We start from the raw sequence: 21,240 nt of genomic DNA, 5'->3' as shown, positions 1-21,240 counted from the left end.
GAAATATACGTTTTATTTATTTCATCGCCTTAGCCATCACATGATATCTTGGATCATCAATATCATGTTCTATAACACTAGCTAGTCTAGGTGAGGCTTTAATCATCAATGCCTGGCACTCTTCGCTTAAGTGTTTTACACGAACTTTTTTGCCAGCTTCTTCATATTTGCCAACCAAATTAAAAATAGCTTCTAATGCCGAGTGATCACTTACACGTGATTCTATAAAATCAATTTCTACGTTTTCCGGATCATTAGCTACATCAAATTTAGAATTAAATGCCTGAATACTCCCAAAGAATAAAGGGCCCCAAATTTCGTAAACCTTGGTACCATCTTCTTTAATATGTTTTCTTGCACGAATTTTCTTAGCATTTTCCCATGCAAACGCCAATGCAGACATAATTACTCCTGCAATCACAGCCACCGCTAAATCAAAAAACACGGTTAGTAATGATACAGAAATCAGAACAATAGCATCCGTTAATGGAATTTTATTCAATATTCTAAAACTAGACCAAGCGAATGTACCAATTACTACCATAAACATAACTCCTACCAATGCTGCTATAGGAACTTGCTCGATTAATCCGGAAGCAAACAATATAAACATCAATAAAGTAACAGCCGCGACAATTCCGGACAAACGAGTTCGTCCACCACCTTTAATATTGATAATTGATTGTCCAATCATAGCGCAACCTCCCATTCCGCCAAAAAGACCGGTAACAATATTAGCGCCACCTTGAGCAAGACATTCTCTATTAGAATTTCCGCGTGTCTCAGTTAATTCATCAATTAAGTTTAATGTCATCAAGGACTCTATCAAACCAATAGCTGCCAGAATCAAAGCATACGGACCTATAAACTTAAATGTTTCCCAGGTCATAGGCACTTTATTAAAAATATCAAACTGAAACTGAGGTAATCCTCCTTTTAATCCTTCTCCTCCTCCATCTCTAATAAAACTACCTACGGTGGCTACATCTAATTTACCAAGGATTACAATTGCAGAAACTACTAATATTGCTATTAACGCTTCTGGTAACTTAGCGGTTGCTTTTATTTTAGGTAATCCCCACATTATTGCCATAGTTAAGATGACAAAACCAAGCATTAAGAGCAAATTTGATCCTTGCATCCAAGCTTTTTCTCCGCCCACATACTCCTTAAACATACCTAACTGAGAAAGAAAAATAACGATCGCCAAACCATTCACAAACCCCATCATTACTGGATGTGGTATTAAACGTACAAATTTACCCAGCTTAAAAACACCAGCTAACATTTGAATAAATCCCATCAATATCACGGTAGCAAAAAGATAATACAACCCTAATTGTTCTCCTTCAGCACCCATTGCATTCCCTTCTGCCACAAGACTTACCATTACTACAGCTAGTGCTCCGGTCGCTCCCGAAATCATACCAGGACGTCCTCCAAAAATAGAAGTGATCAACCCAATCATAAAAGCTGCGTATAATCCCACCAAAGGATCCACTCCTGCAACAAAAGCAAAAGCCACTGCTTCTGGAACTAAAGCTAAAGCCACAGTCAATCCGGATAGAATATCATTTTTGGCATTTGCCACTCTTTTTCTTACAAACTCAGTCATAATCAGTCTATTTTGAGGGTGCAAAAATACAGTTATTTTATGTCTTGACAAGTAAAATCACCTTCTATCTATTTCCAAAACTTAACTAAAACGTTATAGAAGATTCATAAATGCTAAAACTTAGTATATTTATCCCTCACACACATACCTTATGCGATTTACAGTTCTCACTATCAGTATATTAATAATTTTCTCTTGTAACACTTCTGAAAAGAAATACGTTGAAAATATAGATTTCACAACAATTTTCGAAAAAAGTGATGGTACCGAAACACCCACCTATCCAGAAGTTATTACCTATTATAAAAATCTTTCTGAAACTTATCCCGAAATCAATATTCAGGAAATAGGTATGACAGATAGCGGTAACCCATTACACATTATTACTCTGAATCCTGATAAAGAATTTAATTTCGAAAAGATTCGACAAACGAAACGCATTTTACTAATTAATAACGGAATCCATCCTGGAGAAAGTGATGGTATTGATGCTACTATGCTTCTTTTTAGAGATATTGCTAAAGGAACTATAGAAGCTCCAAAAAACACCGTTTTAGTAGCAATCCCTATTTACAATATTGGTGGTGCATTAAATCGTAATACTGGAACTCGTACTAATCAAAATGGCCCAAAAGCATATGGTTTTAGAGGAAATGCCCGTAATTATGATCTGAATCGTGATTTTATCAAGAACGACACAAAAAATGCACAAACTTTTGCCAAGATTTTCCATGTAGTACAGCCTGATGTTTTTATTGATAATCATGTAAGTAACGGCGCTGATTATCAATATACACTAACTCACTTATTCACCCAACACAACAAACTGAATGGAGCACTCGGAAACTATTTACACAATGAAATGCATCCAAAGTTAGAAGCTTCCTTAACGACCAAAAACTGGGATATAACGCCTTATGTAAATGTGTGGGGAACAACTCCAGACAAAGGTTGGACCCAGTTTATGGATTCTCCCAGGTATTCTACCGGATATACAACTTTATGGAATACTTTGGGTATGATGGTAGAAACACACATGCTGAAGCCATACAAACCAAGAGTAGAAGGTACTTATGAATTAATGAAATCAATGATCGATATTACCGAAAAAGATGGGGAAAAAATCAGATCACTTCGTGAGCAAGCTTTCACGGATTTACCAAAACAAAAAACGTATCCAGTAAACTGGAAAGTAGATACAACTAAAGCTACCAAGTTTAATTTTAAGGGATATGATGGAACCTATATTGACAGTGAGATTACTGGAGCGAAACGATTAAAATACGATCAGAATAAACCATATACTAAAGAAGTACGATACCAAAATTATTTTACACCTACTTCGGAAATCAAAATACCCAATGCATATGTAATCCCAAAAGGATGGTGGAATGTGATTGAAAAATTAGACCTTAATCAAATATCATACAAAGCTTTAGAAAAAGATTCGACCATATCAGTAGAAGTATATCATATCGTCGAGTATAAAAGTCGAAAAACACCTTATGAAGGTCATTATTTGCATTATTCAACTACAATTAGTAAAAGCAAAGAAACTATCACTTTTAACAAAGGAGACCTTATCATCCCTACTAACCAAAAAGGGTTTAGGTATTTAACAGAAACTCTGGAACCAGAAGCTCCTGATTCATTTTTTAACTGGAATTTCTTTGACACAATTTTACAACAGAAAGAAGGTTTCTCTCCATATGTTTGGGAAGACAAAGCATTAGAACTCTTGAAAAATGATGAAAAGCTAAAACAGCAATTCGAAGAAAAGAAAAAAGACACGACTTTTGCCAAGAATTGGTATGCCCAACTAGATTGGATTCATAAACAATCTGACGCTTATGAAAAAGCACATATGAGATATCCTGTTTACAGAATTTTAAAGTAGTTGCTATTTTATTTTAAATTCAACTTATCTATTTTTACTCCTATACCAGAAGCTTGCATCTCTTTTTCAATACTTTCAAATTGGGTTTTACCTACACTTTTTATGATTTTACCATTTTTTAAATAATGTAGATAATCACATGTTTCATATAGCGTAGAAAAAATATGCGATGACAAAACCACTATTTTATTAAGCTCCTTTAGCTTGGTTAACACCTGGTTAATAATTGTATTGCTATATATATCGACTCCATTAAATGGTTCATCAAGAATAAAAATGTCATTATTCTGCAATAAAACACCTGTTAATGCTAATTTCTTTTTCATTCCAGTAGAATAGGTTTCTGCATATTGATCTAAGGGTAAATCAAAAATATTTTTTTCTTTAAAATTAACCTCTTCAATATTTCTTGCATTACACAATAATCGTAAATATTCTTTTCCTGTGATTTTAGACAAAAAATATGGGTTGGTTGGCAAAAAACCCATTGAATTCTTTATTTCTCCTTTTGAATATTCTACCGTTCCATCGAAACTTTCCATACCAGACATAGAGTTAAACAAGGTAGTTTTTCCGGCTCCATTCTCTCCTACAATACCGTGAATTTCTCCTGAATTAAAGGTTAAATTAATATCCTGAAGCACTTGCTTATTACCGTAATATTTGTGTAATGATTTAATATTTATCATTTCAATAAGAGCTCTAAATTATGAATAGCTTTCGTATAGAAATAAGGTATCGCAATGATCATAACAGGAGGAAACAAAAGACATAACACTCCTATGATTCCTTGCAACATTTCTAGTCCTTGATTCTGAAAAGCGTACCGTATTAATATATACATAATCAAATACAACCAACCCATACCCAGGAAAATTAAGGTTATATGCATCTGATCGAGATAAAAAATTGATAACACAACAAGAATAGGAAGCGTTAATAGTAAACTATACTTAAATGCTATTAGCATTTTATATTTTAGAAATTCCTTGGCATTCATAGCGTGTATCCAAATATAAAATTCGGGATCTGGTTTCATATAATAACTTGAGCATACTAAAAAAACTGAGACTAAGGAAAATACACCCAAGTTAAAATTACCTTTAAAAACTGCTATAAAAGTCAAACTATAGATCAAAAAGAATAGCCAAAACGTTTTACGAAACCCTATAATAAACTCAGCAGGTTTTTTCCCAAAAGGTGTAGGTATTATTATAGAAGTGCTACTTCTTTTCTTCATAAACGAAATAAAAAATGCTAATAAACAGATTAGTAACGTTTCTAAATAATACATTTTACACACTAAAAACATTGCAAATGGTGTCACTTTTATAAGGTTATTTAACACCGTAATTTTAAGGTGACCGGAAGTCGAAAAATGCTGTTTAACAAATTTGCTATGTTCTGGATTACTAAAACTATAAGCAAAAATTGCACCGATAAGAACGTATACATAGTTAGCGTATACTACCCGATCAAAAAAAACAGAAGACAACCAATAAAATAACATTACAATGATTGGATACCCTATAAAAGGCTCTGTTCCGAAATCCTTAAAACTTCTATGAATACGTTTATATTGTAATTGATAATAATACCTCAAAGATTGTTATTTTTTAAACAAAAAGAATGCATATCATATGTCATCTAATGAATATAAAAGTTACAATCTTTTTTATTTCTTGAGCTAAATAGCGTAAATCTTTCACCAAATTACGCCATCATAAAAACCAACAATTCAATAATATTGTAACCTACAATATCTTTCTAGGTTTAATATATGCAGCTTCTAAAATCAGTCTACAGGCTTTAGAAAAATTTGGACTTCTATTTTTACCTTTAAATCCAGGAGAGTGTACTTTATATTTTATGCTATTAAAAGAATTACCATACTCAATCTCGCAGCTATAACCATCGCTAAAAGCCATTCCTATATGCTCATAAATCTTCGAAGAATCAATACTAGCAATTGTTTTTTCTATATTTTCAAACTCTTCAACTGTCAATTCGTAAGTATTCCTAGTAATCAAGTCCTTTGGAGCGTTTTTCATTAACTTTAAGGAATCTTCTTTCGTTTGTGTTGCTGCAAGGGTTCTTCTCCATTTTTCGGTTTCAGCACGATAATACTGCCCTCTGCCATCCGTAAAGACACTAATTTCACAATAGCGTCCTGTTCTTTCCATTACAATCTCTATGCTACTATATCCTGGTCCTGAAAAATAACCCGAATCTTCATAATTAAAAATAATTTTTTGATTTGCTCTCTGAGCTAATATATCTTGAGTAGCGAAGACAACAAAAAGAAAGAATATTATTTTTAAAACTAACTTCATTTAAACAGTATTAGAAATTACTTAAGATAAATAATCGTGCGAAAAAAGCTTTTTTATATTCGCATATGAGTTCGTTAATGCTTTTTTCGCTTTTTTTCTGTTTTTCCATTTCACTTTGGTGATTCCTTCGCTTTTCTGAGGTATTAAAACACCGTCAAACTCTGTTTTCATCTCAAACCAATACGTTACCTTAAGCCGAAACTCTCCATTTCTTTTAAACACATGAAATGTTTTGTATAAAAACTTCGTGATTTCTAATCCTGTAACTCCTGTTTCCTCTTCTACCTCGCGAATTGCAGCAGTTTCTAAATGTTCTTTTTTCTCTACTTTTCCTTTTGGCAAATCCCATTTACCATTACGTTTAATAAATAAAATCTCCTTATCAGCATTATATACTTTCCCACCTCCTGCTACAACGACAGGTAATTTAGCATACAGATGCTCTAAAAGTTTATCTTCAACTTTATGATAGAAATGATATTTTGCTTCTACACCTTCATCTTCTTTTCGTAAAATATTTCTAATAATTTTAGGAAATTCTACTTCTTTGATATGAATTGTTTCATAATCTTCAATTACCTTTTTTGTAGATAGAATAATAGGCGTATTATTCACAAAAACTTTATACATTTGCAACTATGATTTTTGATAAAAATACAGCAAAAAAAACTGCTGAGCTATTATTGCAAATTAATGCAATTAAATTACAACCGCAAGAACCTTTTACTTGGGCTTCAGGATGGAAATCTCCGATCTATTGTGACAATCGTGTTACACTCTCATATCCAGTTATTCGCAATTTCTTAAGAGAAAACCTTGCAAAATTTATTGAAGAGAAGTATGGAAAGCCTGATGTAATAGCCGGTGTCGCCACTGGTGCTATTGGTATCGGAATGCTTGTGGCAGAGCAATTAAATCTGCCATTTATTTATGTCCGACCAGAAGCAAAAAAACACGGAAGAAAAAATCAAATAGAAGGAATTGTACCTTCAGGAAAGAATGTAGTGGTAGTAGAAGATCTCATAAGTACAGGAAAAAGTAGTCTTAATGCAGTAAAAGCTCTAAATGAAGTAAACGCGAATGTAAAAGGAATGGTAGCCATTTTTAATTATGGTTTCGACATTGCATCAAAAAACTTTGAAGAAGCGGCATTATCTTTGCACACTTTAAGTAATTATGAAAACCTTCTGGAACAAGCATTAGATACTAATTACATTACAGAAGAACAACAAAAAACACTACAAAACTGGAGAATTAATCCAGCAGCGTGGAATCAATAAATTTTTAATCTCAATGAATTTAGAAAGCCCTACAGTTACTGTAGAAAAAACTCAACAAGAAGTATTTGAATTTTTAACAAAAGTTGAAAACTTCGAACAACTAATGCCAGAAAGCAAACAAAAGTTTGAAAAACTAAGCGACTCAAGATTTCTTTTTCAATTAAAAGGAATGCCAGAAATTGTATTAGAACAAAAAGGAAGTACGGAACATTCGACTGTCATTCTTGGTGCAGCTAGCGAAAAACTACCTTTTACACTTACTGCAAATATTGCAGACACAGAAGGAGGAAAAAGTACAACTCAACTTATTTTTGAAGGTCAGTTTAATGCAATGATGGGTATGATGATTAAGAACCCAATCCAAAACTTCATTAATACATTAAGTGAAAATATAGGTAAATTATAAAAGTAGTTTATGAGTAAAATATTAATTTTTTGAAGCTTAAAAATTTAATTCTTTACCTTTTTCTGAGTCATAAAAAAACGTACTTACTCATTAACTAATAAAGCAGACTTACTTCTTTAAGATCAAAACTTTGTATGATTTCATCCTCTAAAAGTATTTGAAGTTTCCCGAATGTAGTAACGTCTTGTATGATACCAACAAAAGAATTGCCCTTTGCATCTAAAAATGTAGAGGGCTTGTTTTTTCTAAAAAGCAGTGATTCATATTCTTTCTTAAGGCTTGTAAAGACAGCAGTATTAAGTATTGAAAATCGATATTCTAACTTTGCTAACAGTACGGATAGTATTTCGTCTAAACTAAAACTCTTTCCTAAAAGTTTCTTAATTGACCCTGCACGCGGAAGATTATCAAAGTTTTGTTGATTTACATTAATTCCGACACCCACAATAGCTCCTCTTAATCTGCCATTATTAACAACATTTTCTATTAATATCCCACAAATCTTAAACCTGTCTGACAGAATGTCGTTTGGCCATTTTATAGATAATTTAGGGAGCATTAACGTTTCCAAAACATCATATACTGCTAAAGAAACTGACATAGAAATATAAAACTGATCTATCACATCTAGTTCACCAACAGGCATAAACACACTACACGTAAGGTTTTCTCCTGGGTTACTTTGCCAAGTTGTTCCTATTTGCCCTTTACCTTTCAGTTGTTCTTTTGCTACAACACAAACAGGTTTGGTTAAATTTTTCTCGCGATTCATATCCCGAAGAAAAGTATTTGTAGAGTCAATGGCATCAACTTTGATTATATCCATAAATAACGATGTGAAAGTTTTTACAAATGTCCATAAATACGAACATTAAAACCATAAAAAGTAATAACTTTACACAAATTAAAAAAATGCATGACTAAAAAAGAAATCGGTACTGATCAATTAATAACTCAAATTATTAAAGGTATTGAAGAAGTAAAGGGTAATGACATTAGTATATTAGATTTAAGAGAAATCGAAAATACCGTTTGTAATTATTTTGTTATTTGTAACGGAACCTCTAATACCCAAGTAAATGCCATTGTTAATTCCATCCAAAAAACAGTAAGCAAATCACTTAAAGACAAACCTTGGCATATTGAAGGAAGCGAAAATGCAGAATGGGTATTAATTGATTACGTAAATGTAGTTGTACATGTTTTCCAAAAACATATCAGAGAATTTTATGATATCGAAGGATTATGGGGAGATGCGAAAACAACAACTATCGAAACAAACTATTAAAAAAAAGCGTAAATGGCTAAAGAAAATAAAAAAATAGAACCTAATAAAAAACCAAAATTCAGTGCATATTGGATTTATGCAATTATAATTGTTGGATTTTTAGCATTAAATTTTTTAGGTGGTAGTAATATGGGATCAGCTCCCGAAACCACCCCTTCAGATTTTAATAATTTCTTAAGTAACGGCGAAGTAGAACGCGTATTGATCATTAATAGAAGAAAAGCAAAGGTTTTTCTGACTCAAGAAGCGAAAAGCCAGGAAAAGCATTCTAAAAACAAAAAGAATTCTATCTTACCTCATAGTCCTAATGACCCAGATTATGAATTCGAATTTGGAGATCTGCAAAACTTTGAGAATGATATTGCCAGAATAAAGAGTGACAATGGAGTATCTACAGAAGTAGGTTATGACACTGAAAGCAACATGTGGGGTGATCTTTTTATTACTTTACTTCCTTTTGCACTAATTATAGGTGTATGGATATTCATAATGCGAAGAATGAGTGGTGGCGCCGGTGGAGGTGCTGGAGGACAGATCTTTAATATCGGAAAATCCAAAGCAAAACTTTTTGATCAGAATACAGATGTAAAAGTTTCTTTCGAAAATGTAGCTGGTCTTGAAGGTGCAAAAGAGGAAGTTCAAGAAATTGTTGATTTCCTAAAAAACCCTGAAAAGTATACTTCATTAGGAGGAAAAATACCTAAAGGAGCATTATTAGTAGGACCTCCTGGTACAGGAAAGACCTTATTAGCAAAAGCAGTAGCAGGCGAAGCCAAAGTACCTTTCTTCTCTTTATCAGGATCTGATTTTGTAGAAATGTTTGTAGGAGTCGGTGCTTCTAGAGTTCGTGATCTTTTTAAACAGGCAAAAGAAAAATCTCCTGCTATTATTTTTATTGATGAGATTGACGCTATTGGTAGAGCAAGAGGAAAAAGTAATTTCTCAGGATCTAATGATGAAAGAGAAAATACCTTAAACCAACTTCTAACGGAAATGGATGGTTTCGGCACAAACACTAACGTAATTGTTATTGCTGCTACTAACCGCGCCGATGTATTAGACAAGGCCTTGATGAGAGCAGGTCGTTTTGACAGACAGATCTATGTAGACCTACCTGATGTCAGAGAACGTAAAGAAATATTTGAAGTACATCTTAAGCCTCTAAAAAAGGAAGAAGGATTAGATACAGACTTCTTATCCAAACAAACACCTGGATTCTCTGGTGCAGATATTGCGAATGTTTGTAATGAAGCTGCACTTATCGCTGCTCGTAAAGGAAACAAAGCAGTTGGCAAACAAGATTTTCTTGATGCCGTAGATAGAATTGTTGGTGGACTAGAAAAGAAAAATAAAATAGTTACACCTGGAGAAAAACGTGCAATTGCATTCCACGAAGCAGGTCACGCCACAGTTAGTTGGATGTTAGAACATGCTGCTCCTTTAGTAAAAGTAACTATTGTTCCTAGAGGACAATCTCTGGGTGCTGCCTGGTATCTTCCTGAAGAAAGACTTATAGTACGCCCTAATCAAATGTTAGATGAAATGTGTGCAACCCTTGGAGGTCGTGCAGCAGAAAAAGTAATCTTTGATGAAATTTCTACGGGAGCTTTAAGTGACTTAGAAAAAGTAACTAAACAAGCACGTGCCATGGTAACTATCTATGGTCTTAATGATAAGATTGGAAATTTAACATATTATGATTCTTCTGGTCAAAGTGAATATGGTTTTACCAAACCTTATAGTGAACAGACAAGTGAGCTTATCGATAAGGAAATTTCAAATATTATTGAAGAACAATATCAGCGAGCTATCAAATTATTAGAAAACAATAAGGATAAACTAACAGAGCTTGCAGAAGTATTATTGGAAAAGGAAGTTATCTTTAAAGATAATTTAGAGAAAATTTTTGGAGAGCGTCCTTTTGATAAAAAAGAAGAGACAATAATAGAACCTTCATAATATATTATAGTAATTTTTACTAGTAAAATAAAAAAATCTTAATCTAATAAGAATATTGGATTAAGATTTTTTTATCTTTGAAAGTATTGTTAACCCGTAATCCCCGATCGAATTTAAAAAATGAGTCTATTTAGAAGAATATTTTCCTCAAAATCTAAATCAGACCAAAAGAGTAAGGAACGTCACGCTGAAGATCGCAGTAAATATATGCCCGAAATCAATCTTCCGGTTGATGAAAGCTTTATGATTAATTTCAAAAGAAATGGAGGCAAATTTCTGTATTGCGATAGTGAGGATGAAGTACTTGATTCTTTTGACAAGATCCTTTTAGAAAATGATTGGTATGAACAAGATGTATGCTGTTTCGATATGGGACTGGAACATAAATTTTCTGGATTCAATCTTAACTATGTAAAAAAATTACCTTCATCATTCTTTTTTGCTACTTGCGAGTATCTTATTGCAGATAGCGGAGCAATCCTTATTTCGTCTAATCAATTAAGAGAAAAAAAACTAACTGAACTACCTGACAACTTTGTTATACTAGCATCTACCAGTCAATTAGTTAACAGTATAGGAGAAGGTTTAAAAGGAATTAAAGAAAAAAACAAAAACTCAATTCCTTCGAACATTACCACTATTAAAAACTTCGAACCGCAAAAAGAAAAAGACTTCTTAAGCTACGGAAGTAGCTCAAAAAATCTATATTTGCTGCTGCTGGAAGATTTATAATATGAAGGAACTGCTTACAAGGTCTTTATCGGGGTTTTTATATATCTCGATATTATTAATTTCTATATTTATTCATAAATACACCTTCATCGGAGTATTCCTTATATTTGGTATTATCTGTATTTATGAATTTCAGAAATTAATTCATTTAAAAAAAGCCTGGCTCTACCTCATATTTATTGGATTTTTTCTCTTATTTCATACCCCTAATTTTCAAACACCGTATACGATCACTCTGATTGTTTTAGGACTTACTATCATTACGCAATTATTTTTAGTTAGAGATCTTATTACAATTCGGATAATTCCTATGTTCGAAAAAAGAAAATACTTTACCAGTATATTTTACCTTATTACCTCCATAGTGTTCTTAACACTCATACCATCTTATGACAACGAATACAACCCTATTATGGTAGCGGGACCACTTTTAATGATTTGGACAAACGATACGTTTGCTTATTTAGTTGGTAAAAATTTTGGAAAGCATAAGTTATTGGAACGTATATCTCCCAAAAAAACAATTGAAGGATTTATAGGAGGTTTTCTTTTTACTTTATTAGCAGGGTACTTAATAGCTATATTTTCTGACACCTTATCAATCACAATCTGGTTGATTATAAGTATAATTATGAGTATTTTTGGTACTCTAGGCGACCTTATACAATCTAAATTCAAAAGGCAAGCCGGAGTAAAGGATAGTGGATCGATAATGCCAGGACACGGTGGTATTTTTGATCGTCTGGATAGCATCATATTTGCTAGTCCATTTTTATATGCATTTTTACAAATATTGAAGCATGTTTCATAAAGAAGGTTATAAAATTATTTCAGTAGCAATAGTACTTTTTCTTGGTATTAATGCGGCATCTTATGTATCGATTCAGTTAGACGAATGGATCATTGCCATATTTTTGGTCACATTAGTCTTTTTGATATTAATATTACAATTTTTCAGAAATCCGAAAAGACATACGGATGTAAATGACAATACAGTCGTAGCCCCGGTAGATGGCAAAGTAGTAGTAATAGAAGAAGTATTTGAAAAAGAGTATTTCAAAGAAAAAAGATTACAAGTTTCTATTTTTATGTCTCCAATTAATGTTCACGTCACCAGACATCCAATTAATGGAGAGGTAAAGTTCAGTAAATACCATCCTGGGAAATATCTTGTTGCTTGGCATCCCAAAGCATCTGAAGAAAATGAAAGAACAACAGTCGTAGTAAAAAATAGCTTTGTTGAGATTCTTTATCGACAAATTGCTGGGGCATTAGCAAAAAGAATTGTAAATTATGCTAAAGAAGGCGAAAAAGTAATCCAAGGTTCGGATAGTGGATTTATTAAATTTGGCTCCAGAGTAGATGTATATTTACCTGTAGGAACAGAGGTTAATGTTTCACTAAACCAAAAAGTTAAAGGAGGAGAAAGTATTATTGCTAGCGTATAGTTATGACTAATGAGGAATTAAATATCACTTTCCAAAAGGCTTTTGAAAAAGCTTGCAATACCAAAATAGAATTGCCACCTGACGTCATGCTACATTTCTATGCATATTATAAACAAGCAACATATACAGAAGGTTTTTATACTCCATCCGGAAATAGCGAGCTTAGAAATGCATTTAAACTAAATGCACTGTTTCAAGTAAAGAATCTTACTCCAGAAGAAGCTAAATTAAAATACATAGAACTGGTTAACAAACATATTACTGACATATAAAAAAAGCACTTTAAATCATTAAGATCAAAGTGCTTTTATCTATTCAATTTAATAACAAACTATCCTAAACTAGAAAGACTAGATTTTAGAGTAGCTATTTTAGCTTCAGCATCTGCTTCTTTCTTTCTTTCATTAGCAATAACCTGTTCAGGTGCATTGTTTACAAAACGTTCATTTTGCAGTTTTTTCTGAACTGATTTTAAAAATCCTTCAGTATATGCTAATTCATCCGTAAGTTTTTTAATCTCATCTTCAATATTTATAGCTCCGGAAATAGGAATAAAATATTCATTGGATTTTACTCTAAACGAAAGCGCTCCATCAACCGTATCTTCTACATAACTTAAAGAAGAAACATTCCCAAGCTTAGACATTACTGAATCAAAAGTAACAGGAGTATTTTCATTGTTCACTACTGATAATTCAATTGTTTCTTTAAACGATATATTCTTTTCTTTACGAATTGTTCTAATTCCAGAAATCACATCTGCTGCAATCTCGAACTCTTTTATTAAACTTTCATCAACAGAGGTCATCTTAGGCCAACTGGATATAATCAAAGCTTCTTCAGGAGTCCTTTTAGTAATATCTTGCCAAATCTCTTCAGAAATAAAAGGAACAAAAGGATGTACAATTTTCAGAGTATCTTCTAATATCTCAATTACTTCTTTATACGTTTTTCCATCAATGGGACTTTGATAGGCAGGTTTGATCATTTCTAATAACCAACCACTAAAATCATCTCTAACTAACTTATAAGTAATCATCAATGCATCGCTAATTCGATATTTAGAGTAAGCATCCTCTAATTCTACTAAAGCTTTTTGGAACTTGGATCGATACCAGGTTATAGCTATTTTAGATGATTCTGGCTGCTCTATAGATGAATCTATATCCCAACCACTAATTAAGTTATAAGAGTTATAAATTTTATTTACGAAAGATTTTCTCCCTTGATCGCATAAATCTTCATCAAACATGAGATCGTTTCCAGCTGGAGAACTTAATAACATACCTACTCTTATGGCATCAGCTCCATATTTAGATATCAAATCTAAAGGGTCAGGAGAATTACCTAAAGACTTAGACATTTTTCGTCTTTGTTTATCCCTTACAATACCAGTAAGATACACATTAGTAAAAGGTTTTTCTTTTCTATATTCATAGCCAGCTATGATCATTCTTGCTACCCAAAAGAACAAAATTTCTGGTGCTGTTACTAGATCATTTGTAGGGTAATAATAATTGATTTCTTTATTATCCGGCTCTAAAATACCATTGAATACACTCATTGGCCATAGCCAAGATGAAAACCAAGTATCTAAAGCATCAGGATCCTGAGTTAGATCAGTATCTGTTAATGAACCATTTCCTGTTTTTTCTTTTGCTAAAGCAAGTGCTTCTTCCCTACTTTCTGCAACTACAAAATCTTCTTTACCATCACCATAAAAATATGCTGGAATTTGATGCCCCCACCATAATTGACGAGAGATATTCCAATCTCGTACATTCTCCATCCAATGACGATATGTATTGATAAACTTCTCTGGAACTAGGTTTACATCTTTATCCAAAACCGCATCTAAAGCAGGTTTAGCCAAACCTTCCATTTTTAAAAACCACTGATCACTCAACTTTGGCTCTATAACAGCTTTAGTACGCTCACTTGTTCCAACTTTATTAAGGTGCGTCTCTGTTTTTTCCAGAACACCTAGGTTTTCCAGTTCTTTTAGGATCTCTTTTCTTACCACAAATCGATCCTTTCCTTCATAATGCAATCCAAAAGAATTAAGTGTAGCATCATCATTAAAGATATCTATTACTTCTAATTTATGCTTATCTCCTAAAACCTTATCGTTTTGATCATGTGCAGGAGTCACTTTAAGACATCCTGTACCAAACTCCATATCAACATATTCATCTTCAATTATTGGAATAGTTCTGTTAGAAACAGGAACTATTGCTTTTTTACCTTTTAGATGTGTAAAACGTGTATCATTAGGGTTAATACAGATTGCAGTATCGCCCATGATTGTTTCCGGACGTGTTGTAGCAATTGTTAATGTATCATCACTTCCTTCTATTTTATACTTTAGATAGTAAAGATTCCCTTGTTTTTCTTCATAAATAACTTCTTCATCGGACAAGGTAGTCTTTGCTTCTGGATCCCAATTAACCATTCTATATCCTCTATAAATAAGACCCTTATTATATAAATCAACAAAAACTTTTATCACAGACTCAGACAAATTGTCATCCATTGTAAACGCAGTACGCTCCCAATCACAAGAAGCACCTAGCTTTTTAAGCTGTTCCAGGATAATCCCTCCATGTTTATGAGTCCATTCCCAAGCATGTTCTAAAAACTCCTCTCTTGTAAGGTCATTTTTATCAATTCCTTCTTCTTTTAGCTTTGCCACTACTTTGGCCTCTGTCGCAATAGAAGCGTGATCAGTACCAGGAACCCAACAAGCATTATATCCTTTAAGACGAGCTCTTCTGATCAATACATCTTGTATTGTATTATTAAGCATATGCCCCATATGTAATACACCTGTAACATTTGGTGGAGGAATGACAATTGTATACGCCTCTCTTTCATCAACTTCAGAATGGAAATAATTGTTCTCCATCCAGTAGTTATACCACTTATCTTCTATTGATTTTGCATCATACTTTCCCGCTAAAGCCATAGTTTGGTCCGATTTTTGGAATTTAGAGTGCAAAAGTAATTATTATATACGACAACGTGAAAGTCTTTCGCAATTTTGAAGTTGGATAAAAAGTAACTACTTTTACACATTATAAAAACCTACGTTATGAGAAATGTAATGATGATTTTATTTATTGGTTTTCTGGGGATTACCCTAAACGCTCAGGAAGCTAAAGCAAAAATCGAGTTTAAATCAGAAGTGATCGATTATGGGGAAATTACCAAGGGTAGTGACGGTATTCGCCAGTTTGAGTTCACAAATACAGGAAATGCTCCATTGATTATTTCCAGAGTATATTCTAGTTGTGGATGTACTATTCCTAAAAAACCTGAAGATCCAATTGGACCTGGAGCAACAGGAATTATAGAAGTAAAGTATGACACCAAAAGAGTTGGACCAATCCGTAAAACTATTACTGTGTATTCTAATGCTGAGGAATCTACCAAAGCTATTAAGATAAAAGGTACTGTACTTGACGACACGAAAAGTGTTTTAGAAAAAAAGAATTAAAACACACTAACATATACCAAAAAAGGCTCTAAGTTAATTCCTAGAGCCTTTTTTAAATGACTTTTTTAAGAAAAAACATAAATTTTATTTCTACACCAAGACGTTCTACTTTAATCGTAATTTTCTTTCCTTCTTCTGAATAAAACAAGTCATTTAAATCCGAAAGTTTATATAAGTAAGACTTTCTACCATTTACTTCCAGAACTTTGTCCCCCTTTAGCAATCCAGCTATTGCTGCAGGTGAATCAGGCCTAACCTCTGTGATTTTATATTCCGGTTGCAACGAATATATAAAAGTACTGGCATCAGCTTTAAGAACATCAACCAAAATTTTACCATTACTATCATTGGTTACAAAACCTAATGATGGTTTAGAAGGGGCTTTACGTAAATTGTAGTCTTTCGATACTCTTACCCCACTATGCTGAATAGTAAGACCACTCATATTGTAATGGAAAGGTTTATAGAAAAAATTATTCTTTTTAAATGTTATCTTTTGATTGGGATAATCCATAATCATATTAAACCTTCTTAGCACACTACCTCCGATAGAACCTTGACGGTTTTTTAATGAAATTCCTTGTATAAAAAGAGAATCTGGAAAAGATGCTGTGACTTCATTAATTTTAAAATCACCTATGTGTAGACTTTCGACTTTTGTTTTTTGTCCATATATCTCCCCATTGAAACCTGTTCCTAAAAAATCCTCAAAAGAATCTTCGGGAACATTGAGATTAATCTCAGGGTTTTCAAACAACCATAGCGCCGAACTAGACCCAGAATCTAATAAAAGATTTACATCTATCAGGCCTTTATCTGTTTTGTATTTAGCTTTAACCAAAGGTCTCTTTCTACCATTACTTAAATCTAAATCCGTCTGATAGCACTTTTTACATTTTTTATATTTGTAGGATTCAGGATCAAATATTTTAATGAATTCTTTCGAATAACTAATATTTAGAATGAATTCTTTAAAAAAATCATACCCTATAATCCCGTGAACCGGAAATCCCATCATAGGAGAAAAGTTCATCGTCTCATCAAAAATCATATATACAGTATGATTATTACTATAAGTATTTCCTATTTTTAATAAATTACCTGTAGATTTTATTGCTTCTGCAGGCGCATCGTTTCCTAATCCTCTAAGAAGAATTTTTGAAGCATTTTTTAATTCTAAGGATGCTCTTTTGTCGATACTAAAAAGAATAGTAGAACCTACTCCGGTATCTAAAATAAAGGACAACTTAACTCCATTAAGCTCTACTGGTATTATTATAAGATTATTAGACAATTCGAACTTAATCTTGTCACTACGAAGACCATCTGATAGTTTAAAACCATCTTGACCATTACAAGCAAAAGAAACAATTAAAAATAGAATTAAGGCTTTTTCTTTAAGAAAATGATAAAAATCTAGGTACAAAATCTCCATTACACTAAATATAGAAAAATACTTGAAAATTCCTGATAATAATTCACTTAAATCCTAAATAATTTAAGAAATTTACTGCTATTTTATTTTTAAAATTTAAAAAGAATGCCTGTAATATCAAGTAAAGGTAAAGCAATGCCCGAATCACCGATTCGTAAATTAGCTCCTTTTGCAGAAAAAGCGGTAAAAGAAGGAAAACATATTTTTCATCTTAATATCGGTCAACCCGATATCAAAACACCCATAGAAGCCATGAATGCTGTAAGAAATCACAAATTAGATGTTCTTGCCTATAGTCATTCTGCAGGTTTTGAAAGCTTTAGAAAAAAATTAGCCGGATATTACGCAAAACATGATATTACGATATCCTCTGACGATATTTTGATCACTACAGGAGGAAGCGAAGCATTAATTTTCACAATGGGAAGTATTACGGATCCAGGTGATGAAATTATCGTTCCCGAACCTTTTTATGCCAACTATTACAGTTTTTCTACTCAATCAACAGTAACTGTAGTGCCTGTAATTTCTAAAATTGAGAATGGATTTGCACTACCTCCGGTAAAAGAATTCGAAAAGCTTATTACGCCTAAAACAAAAGCTATTCTAATTTGTAATCCTGGCAATCCTACAGGCTATTTATACAGTAAAGAAGAAATACAACAGCTAGCAAAACTAGCCATTAAATATGATTTATTCTTAATCTCAGACGAAGTATACAGAGAGTTTGTGTACGGAGAGTCAGAACATTACTCAATTCTACAAGAAAGGGCTCTTAACGACCATGCTATAGTGGTAGATTCGGTTTCCAAGAGATATAGCATGTGTGGCGCTAGAATAGGCTGTATGGTAAGTAAAAACAAAAGTGTTATGGAAACGGCTATGAAGTTTGCACAAGCTAGATTGAGCCCTCCTACATTTGCACAAATTGCAAGTGAAGCAGCGCTAGAAGCTCCAGAATCTTATTATATGGAAACCGTAGCAAAGTATAAGACAAGAAGAGATACACTAGTTGAAGGATTAAGACAAATACCTGGTGTTAAAGTAGCTATGCCAAGTGGAGCTTTTTATTGTATCGCAGAATTACCAATAAAAGACGCAGATCATTTTGCAAAATGGCTATTAGATGAGTTTCATGTAGATAACGAAACACTAATGTTAGCTCCGGCTTCAGGATTTTATTCTAGTCCCAATGTAGGATTGAATCAAGTAAGAATAGCTTATGTTCTAAACAGAAGAGATCTAAAAAAAGCTGTTAATATTCTAAAGCTTGCATTAGAAAAATACACTAATCAGAATGTAATTTCAGTTGCTGAAGAAAATATTACATTATAAAACTATAAATAATCATATATTTCGGAACTTAAAGTAAAAAGAAAACAGTAGTTAATTTAAATTCCATCTTTTTTGAAAATAGAACGTAACAAATCTCTTAAAAAACATAATACCTTTGGTATAGATGTACAAGCAACAGAGTTTATAAAAATTAATTCTGAACAAGAGCTTACAGAGACACTTTTTACGCATAAGAATAGAAATATTTTCATTCTTAGTGGTGGAAGTAATATGTTACTTACTCAAAATCTGGAAGCTCTGGTTTTGCATATTGCAATTAAAGGAATTACAACGAATATTCAATCCGATAGTTCTGTGTTAGTTTCTGCTAATGCGGGAGAAAACTGGCATGATTTTGTTCAATACTGTATCAATAATAATTTTGGAGGCTTAGAAAACCTTTCACTAATACCTGGATATGTTGGCAGTGCTCCGATTCAAAACATTGGCGCATATGGTGTAGAATTAAAAGATAGCTTTGTCAGTTGCGAAGCTATTCAACTTACTAGCGGTATAAAAAAGCATTTCACAAAGGAAGAGTGTAATTTCGGATACAGGAATTCCATTTTTAAAAATGAATTAAAAGGAAAATATATAATTACAAAAGTGACTTTTAGGCTAACCATAAAAGATCACACCTTGAATACAAGCTACGGAGCTATTGAAAACGCATTAAAAGAGAAAAACATCATTTCTCCAACAATTAAGGATATTTCGGAAGCGGTTATAGCTATCCGTAAAAGTAAATTACCCGATCCTAAAGAAATTGGTAATAGCGGAAGTTTCTTTAAAAACCCTGTAATCTCTTCGGAAAAATTTGACAAGTTACAGGAATTACACCCAGGTATTCCATTTTATCAAATAGATAAAGACAACACCAAAATTCCTGCAGGATGGCTTATCGAACAAAGCGGATTTAAAGGAAAACGTTGGGGTGATGCAGGCGTTCATGCAAAACAAGCACTAGTACTAGTAAACTATAACAATGCCAGCGGTCAGGAAATATTAGAACTCTCTAAAAAAATTCAGAAAACCATTAAAGAAAAATTTGACATTGTATTAGAAACTGAAGTAAATATAATTTAAATACACTCGTATTTTTTTTAGATCTGTAATAAATCTAATTTTCTATAAATCATAATTTCAGCTATTTTTCTTCGTATCTTTGCACACTAATTTAGATCACATTAAATTATGAAACTGGTATTACTTACGGTAGGTCTTTTATTAATAGCTTTTGCAGGAATCGCTATTAAAATATGGGCCAAAAAGGATGGAAAATTTGCAGGTACCTGCGCAAGCCAAAGTCCTTTCCTTAACAAAGAAGGTGAATCTTGTTCTATGTGTGGCAAGACTCCAGATCAATACGCTAATTGTAATGAAACAGAGCACTCTAAATAATTGATCAACGATTTCCATTCAAAAACACTTCATTGGAAAAAGAACTCTTAACACTTTCAGAACATATAAAAAAAGCCAAAGAAGGCAAACAAGCGTCTTTTAATTATCTTTTGGATACTTTTTGGAATGATGTTTTTAATTTTCAACTTAAGAGAACTCAAAACGAATATGAAGCAGAAGACATATCTATTCAAAGTTTTTCTAAAGCATTCGATAAAATAGATACATTTAAAGAAGAATATAATTTTAAAACTTGGTTAATCCAGATTTCTAAAAATATTCATATCGATCTATTAAGAAAAAAAAATGCTTCAATCCGCTCTAAAACAACTACAGAGGTTGATGATGTTGTTTACAAAATAATAGATGACACTCCAACACCAGAAGATAAATTGATTACAGAGCAAAACCTTGCTCAATTACTTAGGTATATTAAACAACTTAAACCGCATTATCAAGAGGTTATAAACCTAAGATATTTTCAAGAATTAAGTTATAAAGAAATTTCTGAAGTATTAGATGAACCTATGAATAATGTAAAGGTAAAATTACTAAGAGCCAGAAAACTTCTTGCAGAAATTATTACTAATAAGAAAGAGAGTTAATTAAATTTTT

22 protein-coding genes are annotated in these 21,240 nt (G+C 32.6%); 14 read left to right on the top strand and 8 right to left on the bottom strand.

Annotation, left to right across the window (positions count from 1 at the left end; translation table 11 throughout):
* Positions 1 to 16: 16 nt before the first annotated feature.
* Positions 17 to 1,615 (bottom strand): SulP family inorganic anion transporter, encoded by a 1,599-nt coding sequence (locus Q0829_RS13145; RefSeq protein ID WP_298543569.1) that lies wholly within the window; start codon positions 1,613 to 1,615, stop codon positions 17 to 19.
* Positions 1,616 to 1,766: 151 nt separating this feature from the next.
* On the opposite strand from Q0829_RS13145, the gene Q0829_RS13140 reads away from it, so the two are divergent.
* Positions 1,767 to 3,512 (top strand): M14 family metallopeptidase, encoded by a 1,746-nt coding sequence (locus Q0829_RS13140; protein WP_298543567.1) that lies wholly within the window; start codon positions 1,767 to 1,769, stop codon positions 3,510 to 3,512.
* 8 nt (positions 3,513 to 3,520) lie between these two features.
* Here the strand turns inward: Q0829_RS13140 and Q0829_RS13135 are convergent, their stop codons facing one another.
* The 4 genes from Q0829_RS13135 to Q0829_RS13120 form a co-directional block, all read right to left on the bottom strand.
* Positions 3,521 to 4,201 carry an ABC transporter ATP-binding protein gene (locus Q0829_RS13135; protein WP_298543564.1) on the bottom strand — a complete coding sequence of 227 codons (681 nt, stop codon included), beginning with the start codon at positions 4,199 to 4,201 and terminating at the stop codon, positions 3,521 to 3,523.
* Positions 4,198 to 5,115, bottom strand: coding sequence for a hypothetical protein (locus Q0829_RS13130; RefSeq protein WP_298543561.1), 918 nt, complete (start codon positions 5,113 to 5,115; stop codon positions 4,198 to 4,200). Before Q0829_RS13130 ends, Q0829_RS13135 begins: the two co-directional genes overlap by 4 nt.
* Positions 5,116 to 5,266: 151 nt before the next feature.
* The gene (locus tag Q0829_RS13125; RefSeq protein WP_298543559.1) at positions 5,267 to 5,845 is read right to left on the bottom strand and encodes a hypothetical protein; all 579 of its coding nucleotides are present in this window, start codon (positions 5,843 to 5,845) and stop codon (positions 5,267 to 5,269) included.
* 21 nt (positions 5,846 to 5,866) lie between these two features.
* Entirely contained in the window at positions 5,867 to 6,475 is a 609-nt protein-coding gene (locus Q0829_RS13120; protein WP_298543555.1) for an NUDIX domain-containing protein, read from the bottom strand.
* 8 nt (positions 6,476 to 6,483) lie between these two features.
* On the opposite strand from Q0829_RS13120, the gene pyrE reads away from it, so the two are divergent.
* A complete protein-coding gene (gene pyrE, locus Q0829_RS13115; RefSeq protein WP_298543553.1) occupies positions 6,484 to 7,125 on the top strand; it encodes an orotate phosphoribosyltransferase in 642 nt (213 codons plus the stop codon).
* Positions 7,126 to 7,138: 13 nt separating this feature from the next.
* On the top strand, positions 7,139 to 7,531 hold the full coding sequence (locus tag Q0829_RS13110) for an SRPBCC family protein (protein ID WP_298543550.1): 393 nt from the start codon (positions 7,139 to 7,141) through the stop codon (positions 7,529 to 7,531).
* Between the two features lie 94 nt (positions 7,532 to 7,625).
* On the opposite strand, the gene Q0829_RS13105 is transcribed toward Q0829_RS13110, so the two are convergent.
* The gene (locus tag Q0829_RS13105) at positions 7,626 to 8,357 is read right to left on the bottom strand and encodes a biotin--[acetyl-CoA-carboxylase] ligase (RefSeq protein WP_298543548.1); all 732 of its coding nucleotides are present in this window, start codon (positions 8,355 to 8,357) and stop codon (positions 7,626 to 7,628) included.
* 90 nt (positions 8,358 to 8,447) lie between these two features.
* On the opposite strand from Q0829_RS13105, the gene rsfS reads away from it, so the two are divergent.
* The 6 genes from rsfS (at position 8,448) to Q0829_RS13075 (ending at position 13,230) form a co-directional block, all read left to right on the top strand.
* Complete coding sequence (gene rsfS, locus Q0829_RS13100) at positions 8,448 to 8,819, top strand: ribosome silencing factor (protein ID WP_298543544.1); 372 nt, start codon at positions 8,448 to 8,450, stop codon at positions 8,817 to 8,819.
* Positions 8,820 to 8,831: 12 nt separating this feature from the next.
* Positions 8,832 to 10,778, top strand: coding sequence for an ATP-dependent zinc metalloprotease FtsH (gene ftsH / locus Q0829_RS13095; RefSeq protein ID WP_298543541.1), 1,947 nt, complete (start codon positions 8,832 to 8,834; stop codon positions 10,776 to 10,778).
* A 120-nt stretch (positions 10,779 to 10,898) separates the two neighbouring features.
* On the top strand, positions 10,899 to 11,510 hold the full coding sequence (locus tag Q0829_RS13090) for an LUD domain-containing protein (protein ID WP_298543538.1): 612 nt from the start codon (positions 10,899 to 10,901) through the stop codon (positions 11,508 to 11,510).
* Position 11,511: 1 nt separating this feature from the next.
* Positions 11,512 to 12,321 carry a phosphatidate cytidylyltransferase gene (locus tag Q0829_RS13085; RefSeq protein ID WP_298543535.1) on the top strand — a complete coding sequence of 270 codons (810 nt, stop codon included), beginning with the start codon at positions 11,512 to 11,514 and terminating at the stop codon, positions 12,319 to 12,321.
* Positions 12,311 to 12,958 carry a phosphatidylserine decarboxylase family protein gene (locus Q0829_RS13080; protein ID WP_298543532.1) on the top strand — a complete coding sequence of 216 codons (648 nt, stop codon included), beginning with the start codon at positions 12,311 to 12,313 and terminating at the stop codon, positions 12,956 to 12,958. Before Q0829_RS13085 ends, Q0829_RS13080 begins: the two co-directional genes overlap by 11 nt.
* 2 nt (positions 12,959 to 12,960) lie before the next feature.
* Entirely contained in the window at positions 12,961 to 13,230 is a 270-nt protein-coding gene (locus Q0829_RS13075) for an acyl-CoA-binding protein (RefSeq protein ID WP_118461391.1), read from the top strand.
* A gap of 59 nt (positions 13,231 to 13,289) precedes the next feature.
* Here the strand turns inward: Q0829_RS13075 and Q0829_RS13070 are convergent, their stop codons facing one another.
* Positions 13,290 to 15,923: a valine--tRNA ligase gene (locus Q0829_RS13070; protein ID WP_298543530.1), complete on the bottom strand. Its 2,634-nt coding sequence runs from the start codon at positions 15,921 to 15,923 to the stop codon at positions 13,290 to 13,292.
* 126 nt (positions 15,924 to 16,049) lie between these two features.
* Between Q0829_RS13070 and Q0829_RS13065 the strand changes: the two genes are divergently transcribed.
* Positions 16,050 to 16,454 carry a DUF1573 domain-containing protein gene (locus Q0829_RS13065; RefSeq protein ID WP_298543528.1) on the top strand — a complete coding sequence of 135 codons (405 nt, stop codon included), beginning with the start codon at positions 16,050 to 16,052 and terminating at the stop codon, positions 16,452 to 16,454.
* A 52-nt stretch (positions 16,455 to 16,506) separates the two neighbouring features.
* Here the strand turns inward: Q0829_RS13065 and Q0829_RS13060 are convergent, their stop codons facing one another.
* Entirely contained in the window at positions 16,507 to 17,889 is a 1,383-nt protein-coding gene (locus tag Q0829_RS13060; protein WP_298543525.1) for an aspartyl protease family protein, read from the bottom strand.
* Between the two features lie 105 nt (positions 17,890 to 17,994).
* Here Q0829_RS13060 and Q0829_RS13055 point away from each other — a divergent pair, with 105 nt between their 5' ends.
* The 4 genes from Q0829_RS13055 (at position 17,995) to Q0829_RS13040 (ending at position 21,230) form a co-directional block, all read left to right on the top strand.
* Positions 17,995 to 19,224, top strand: coding sequence for a pyridoxal phosphate-dependent aminotransferase (locus tag Q0829_RS13055; protein ID WP_298543523.1), 1,230 nt, complete (start codon positions 17,995 to 17,997; stop codon positions 19,222 to 19,224).
* Between the two features lie 72 nt (positions 19,225 to 19,296).
* Entirely contained in the window at positions 19,297 to 20,310 is a 1,014-nt protein-coding gene (gene murB, locus Q0829_RS13050; protein ID WP_298543521.1) for a UDP-N-acetylmuramate dehydrogenase, read from the top strand.
* A 108-nt stretch (positions 20,311 to 20,418) separates the two neighbouring features.
* A complete protein-coding gene (locus Q0829_RS13045) occupies positions 20,419 to 20,625 on the top strand; it encodes a membrane or secreted protein (protein WP_298543519.1) in 207 nt (68 codons plus the stop codon).
* 32 nt (positions 20,626 to 20,657) lie between these two features.
* A complete protein-coding gene (locus Q0829_RS13040; RefSeq protein WP_298543516.1) occupies positions 20,658 to 21,230 on the top strand; it encodes a sigma-70 family RNA polymerase sigma factor in 573 nt (190 codons plus the stop codon).
* Positions 21,231 to 21,240: the final 10 nt, after the last annotated feature.

This window comes from uncultured Aquimarina sp. (assembly GCF_947492405.1).
GTDB lineage: Bacteria > Bacteroidota > Bacteroidia > Flavobacteriales > Flavobacteriaceae > Aquimarina.
The sequence above is the reverse complement of the archived record's forward strand: the minus strand, read 5'-3'. Positions and strand labels throughout refer to the sequence as shown.

Excerpts from the sequence above, each read along its gene's own strand:
- Q0829_RS13145 (WP_298543569.1), bottom strand. The coding sequence starts at position 1,615 with ATGACTGAGTTTGTAAGAAAAAGAGTGGCAAATGCCAAAAATGATATT.
- Q0829_RS13140 (WP_298543567.1), top strand. The coding sequence starts at position 1,767 with ATGCGATTTACAGTTCTCACTATCAGTATATTAATAATTTTCTCTTGT.
- Q0829_RS13135 (WP_298543564.1), bottom strand. The coding sequence starts at position 4,201 with ATGATAAATATTAAATCATTACACAAATATTACGGTAATAAGCAAGTG.
- Q0829_RS13125 (WP_298543559.1), bottom strand. The coding sequence starts at position 5,845 with ATGAAGTTAGTTTTAAAAATAATATTCTTTCTTTTTGTTGTCTTCGCT.
- Q0829_RS13120 (WP_298543555.1), bottom strand. The coding sequence starts at position 6,475 with ATGTATAAAGTTTTTGTGAATAATACGCCTATTATTCTATCTACAAAA.
- pyrE (WP_298543553.1), top strand. The coding sequence starts at position 6,484 with ATGATTTTTGATAAAAATACAGCAAAAAAAACTGCTGAGCTATTATTG.
- Q0829_RS13110 (WP_298543550.1), top strand. The coding sequence starts at position 7,139 with ATGAATTTAGAAAGCCCTACAGTTACTGTAGAAAAAACTCAACAAGAA.
- Q0829_RS13105 (WP_298543548.1), bottom strand. The coding sequence starts at position 8,357 with ATGGATATAATCAAAGTTGATGCCATTGACTCTACAAATACTTTTCTT.
- rsfS (WP_298543544.1), top strand. The coding sequence starts at position 8,448 with ATGACTAAAAAAGAAATCGGTACTGATCAATTAATAACTCAAATTATT.
- ftsH (WP_298543541.1), top strand. The coding sequence starts at position 8,832 with ATGGCTAAAGAAAATAAAAAAATAGAACCTAATAAAAAACCAAAATTC.
- Q0829_RS13090 (WP_298543538.1), top strand. The coding sequence starts at position 10,899 with ATGAGTCTATTTAGAAGAATATTTTCCTCAAAATCTAAATCAGACCAA.
- Q0829_RS13085 (WP_298543535.1), top strand. The coding sequence starts at position 11,512 with ATGAAGGAACTGCTTACAAGGTCTTTATCGGGGTTTTTATATATCTCG.
- Q0829_RS13080 (WP_298543532.1), top strand. The coding sequence starts at position 12,311 with ATGTTTCATAAAGAAGGTTATAAAATTATTTCAGTAGCAATAGTACTT.
- Q0829_RS13075 (WP_118461391.1), top strand. The coding sequence starts at position 12,961 with ATGACTAATGAGGAATTAAATATCACTTTCCAAAAGGCTTTTGAAAAA.
- Q0829_RS13070 (WP_298543530.1), bottom strand. The coding sequence starts at position 15,923 with ATGGCTTTAGCGGGAAAGTATGATGCAAAATCAATAGAAGATAAGTGG.
- Q0829_RS13065 (WP_298543528.1), top strand. The coding sequence starts at position 16,050 with ATGAGAAATGTAATGATGATTTTATTTATTGGTTTTCTGGGGATTACC.
- Q0829_RS13060 (WP_298543525.1), bottom strand. The coding sequence starts at position 17,889 with ATGGAGATTTTGTACCTAGATTTTTATCATTTTCTTAAAGAAAAAGCC.
- Q0829_RS13055 (WP_298543523.1), top strand. The coding sequence starts at position 17,995 with ATGCCTGTAATATCAAGTAAAGGTAAAGCAATGCCCGAATCACCGATT.
- Q0829_RS13045 (WP_298543519.1), top strand. The coding sequence starts at position 20,419 with ATGAAACTGGTATTACTTACGGTAGGTCTTTTATTAATAGCTTTTGCA.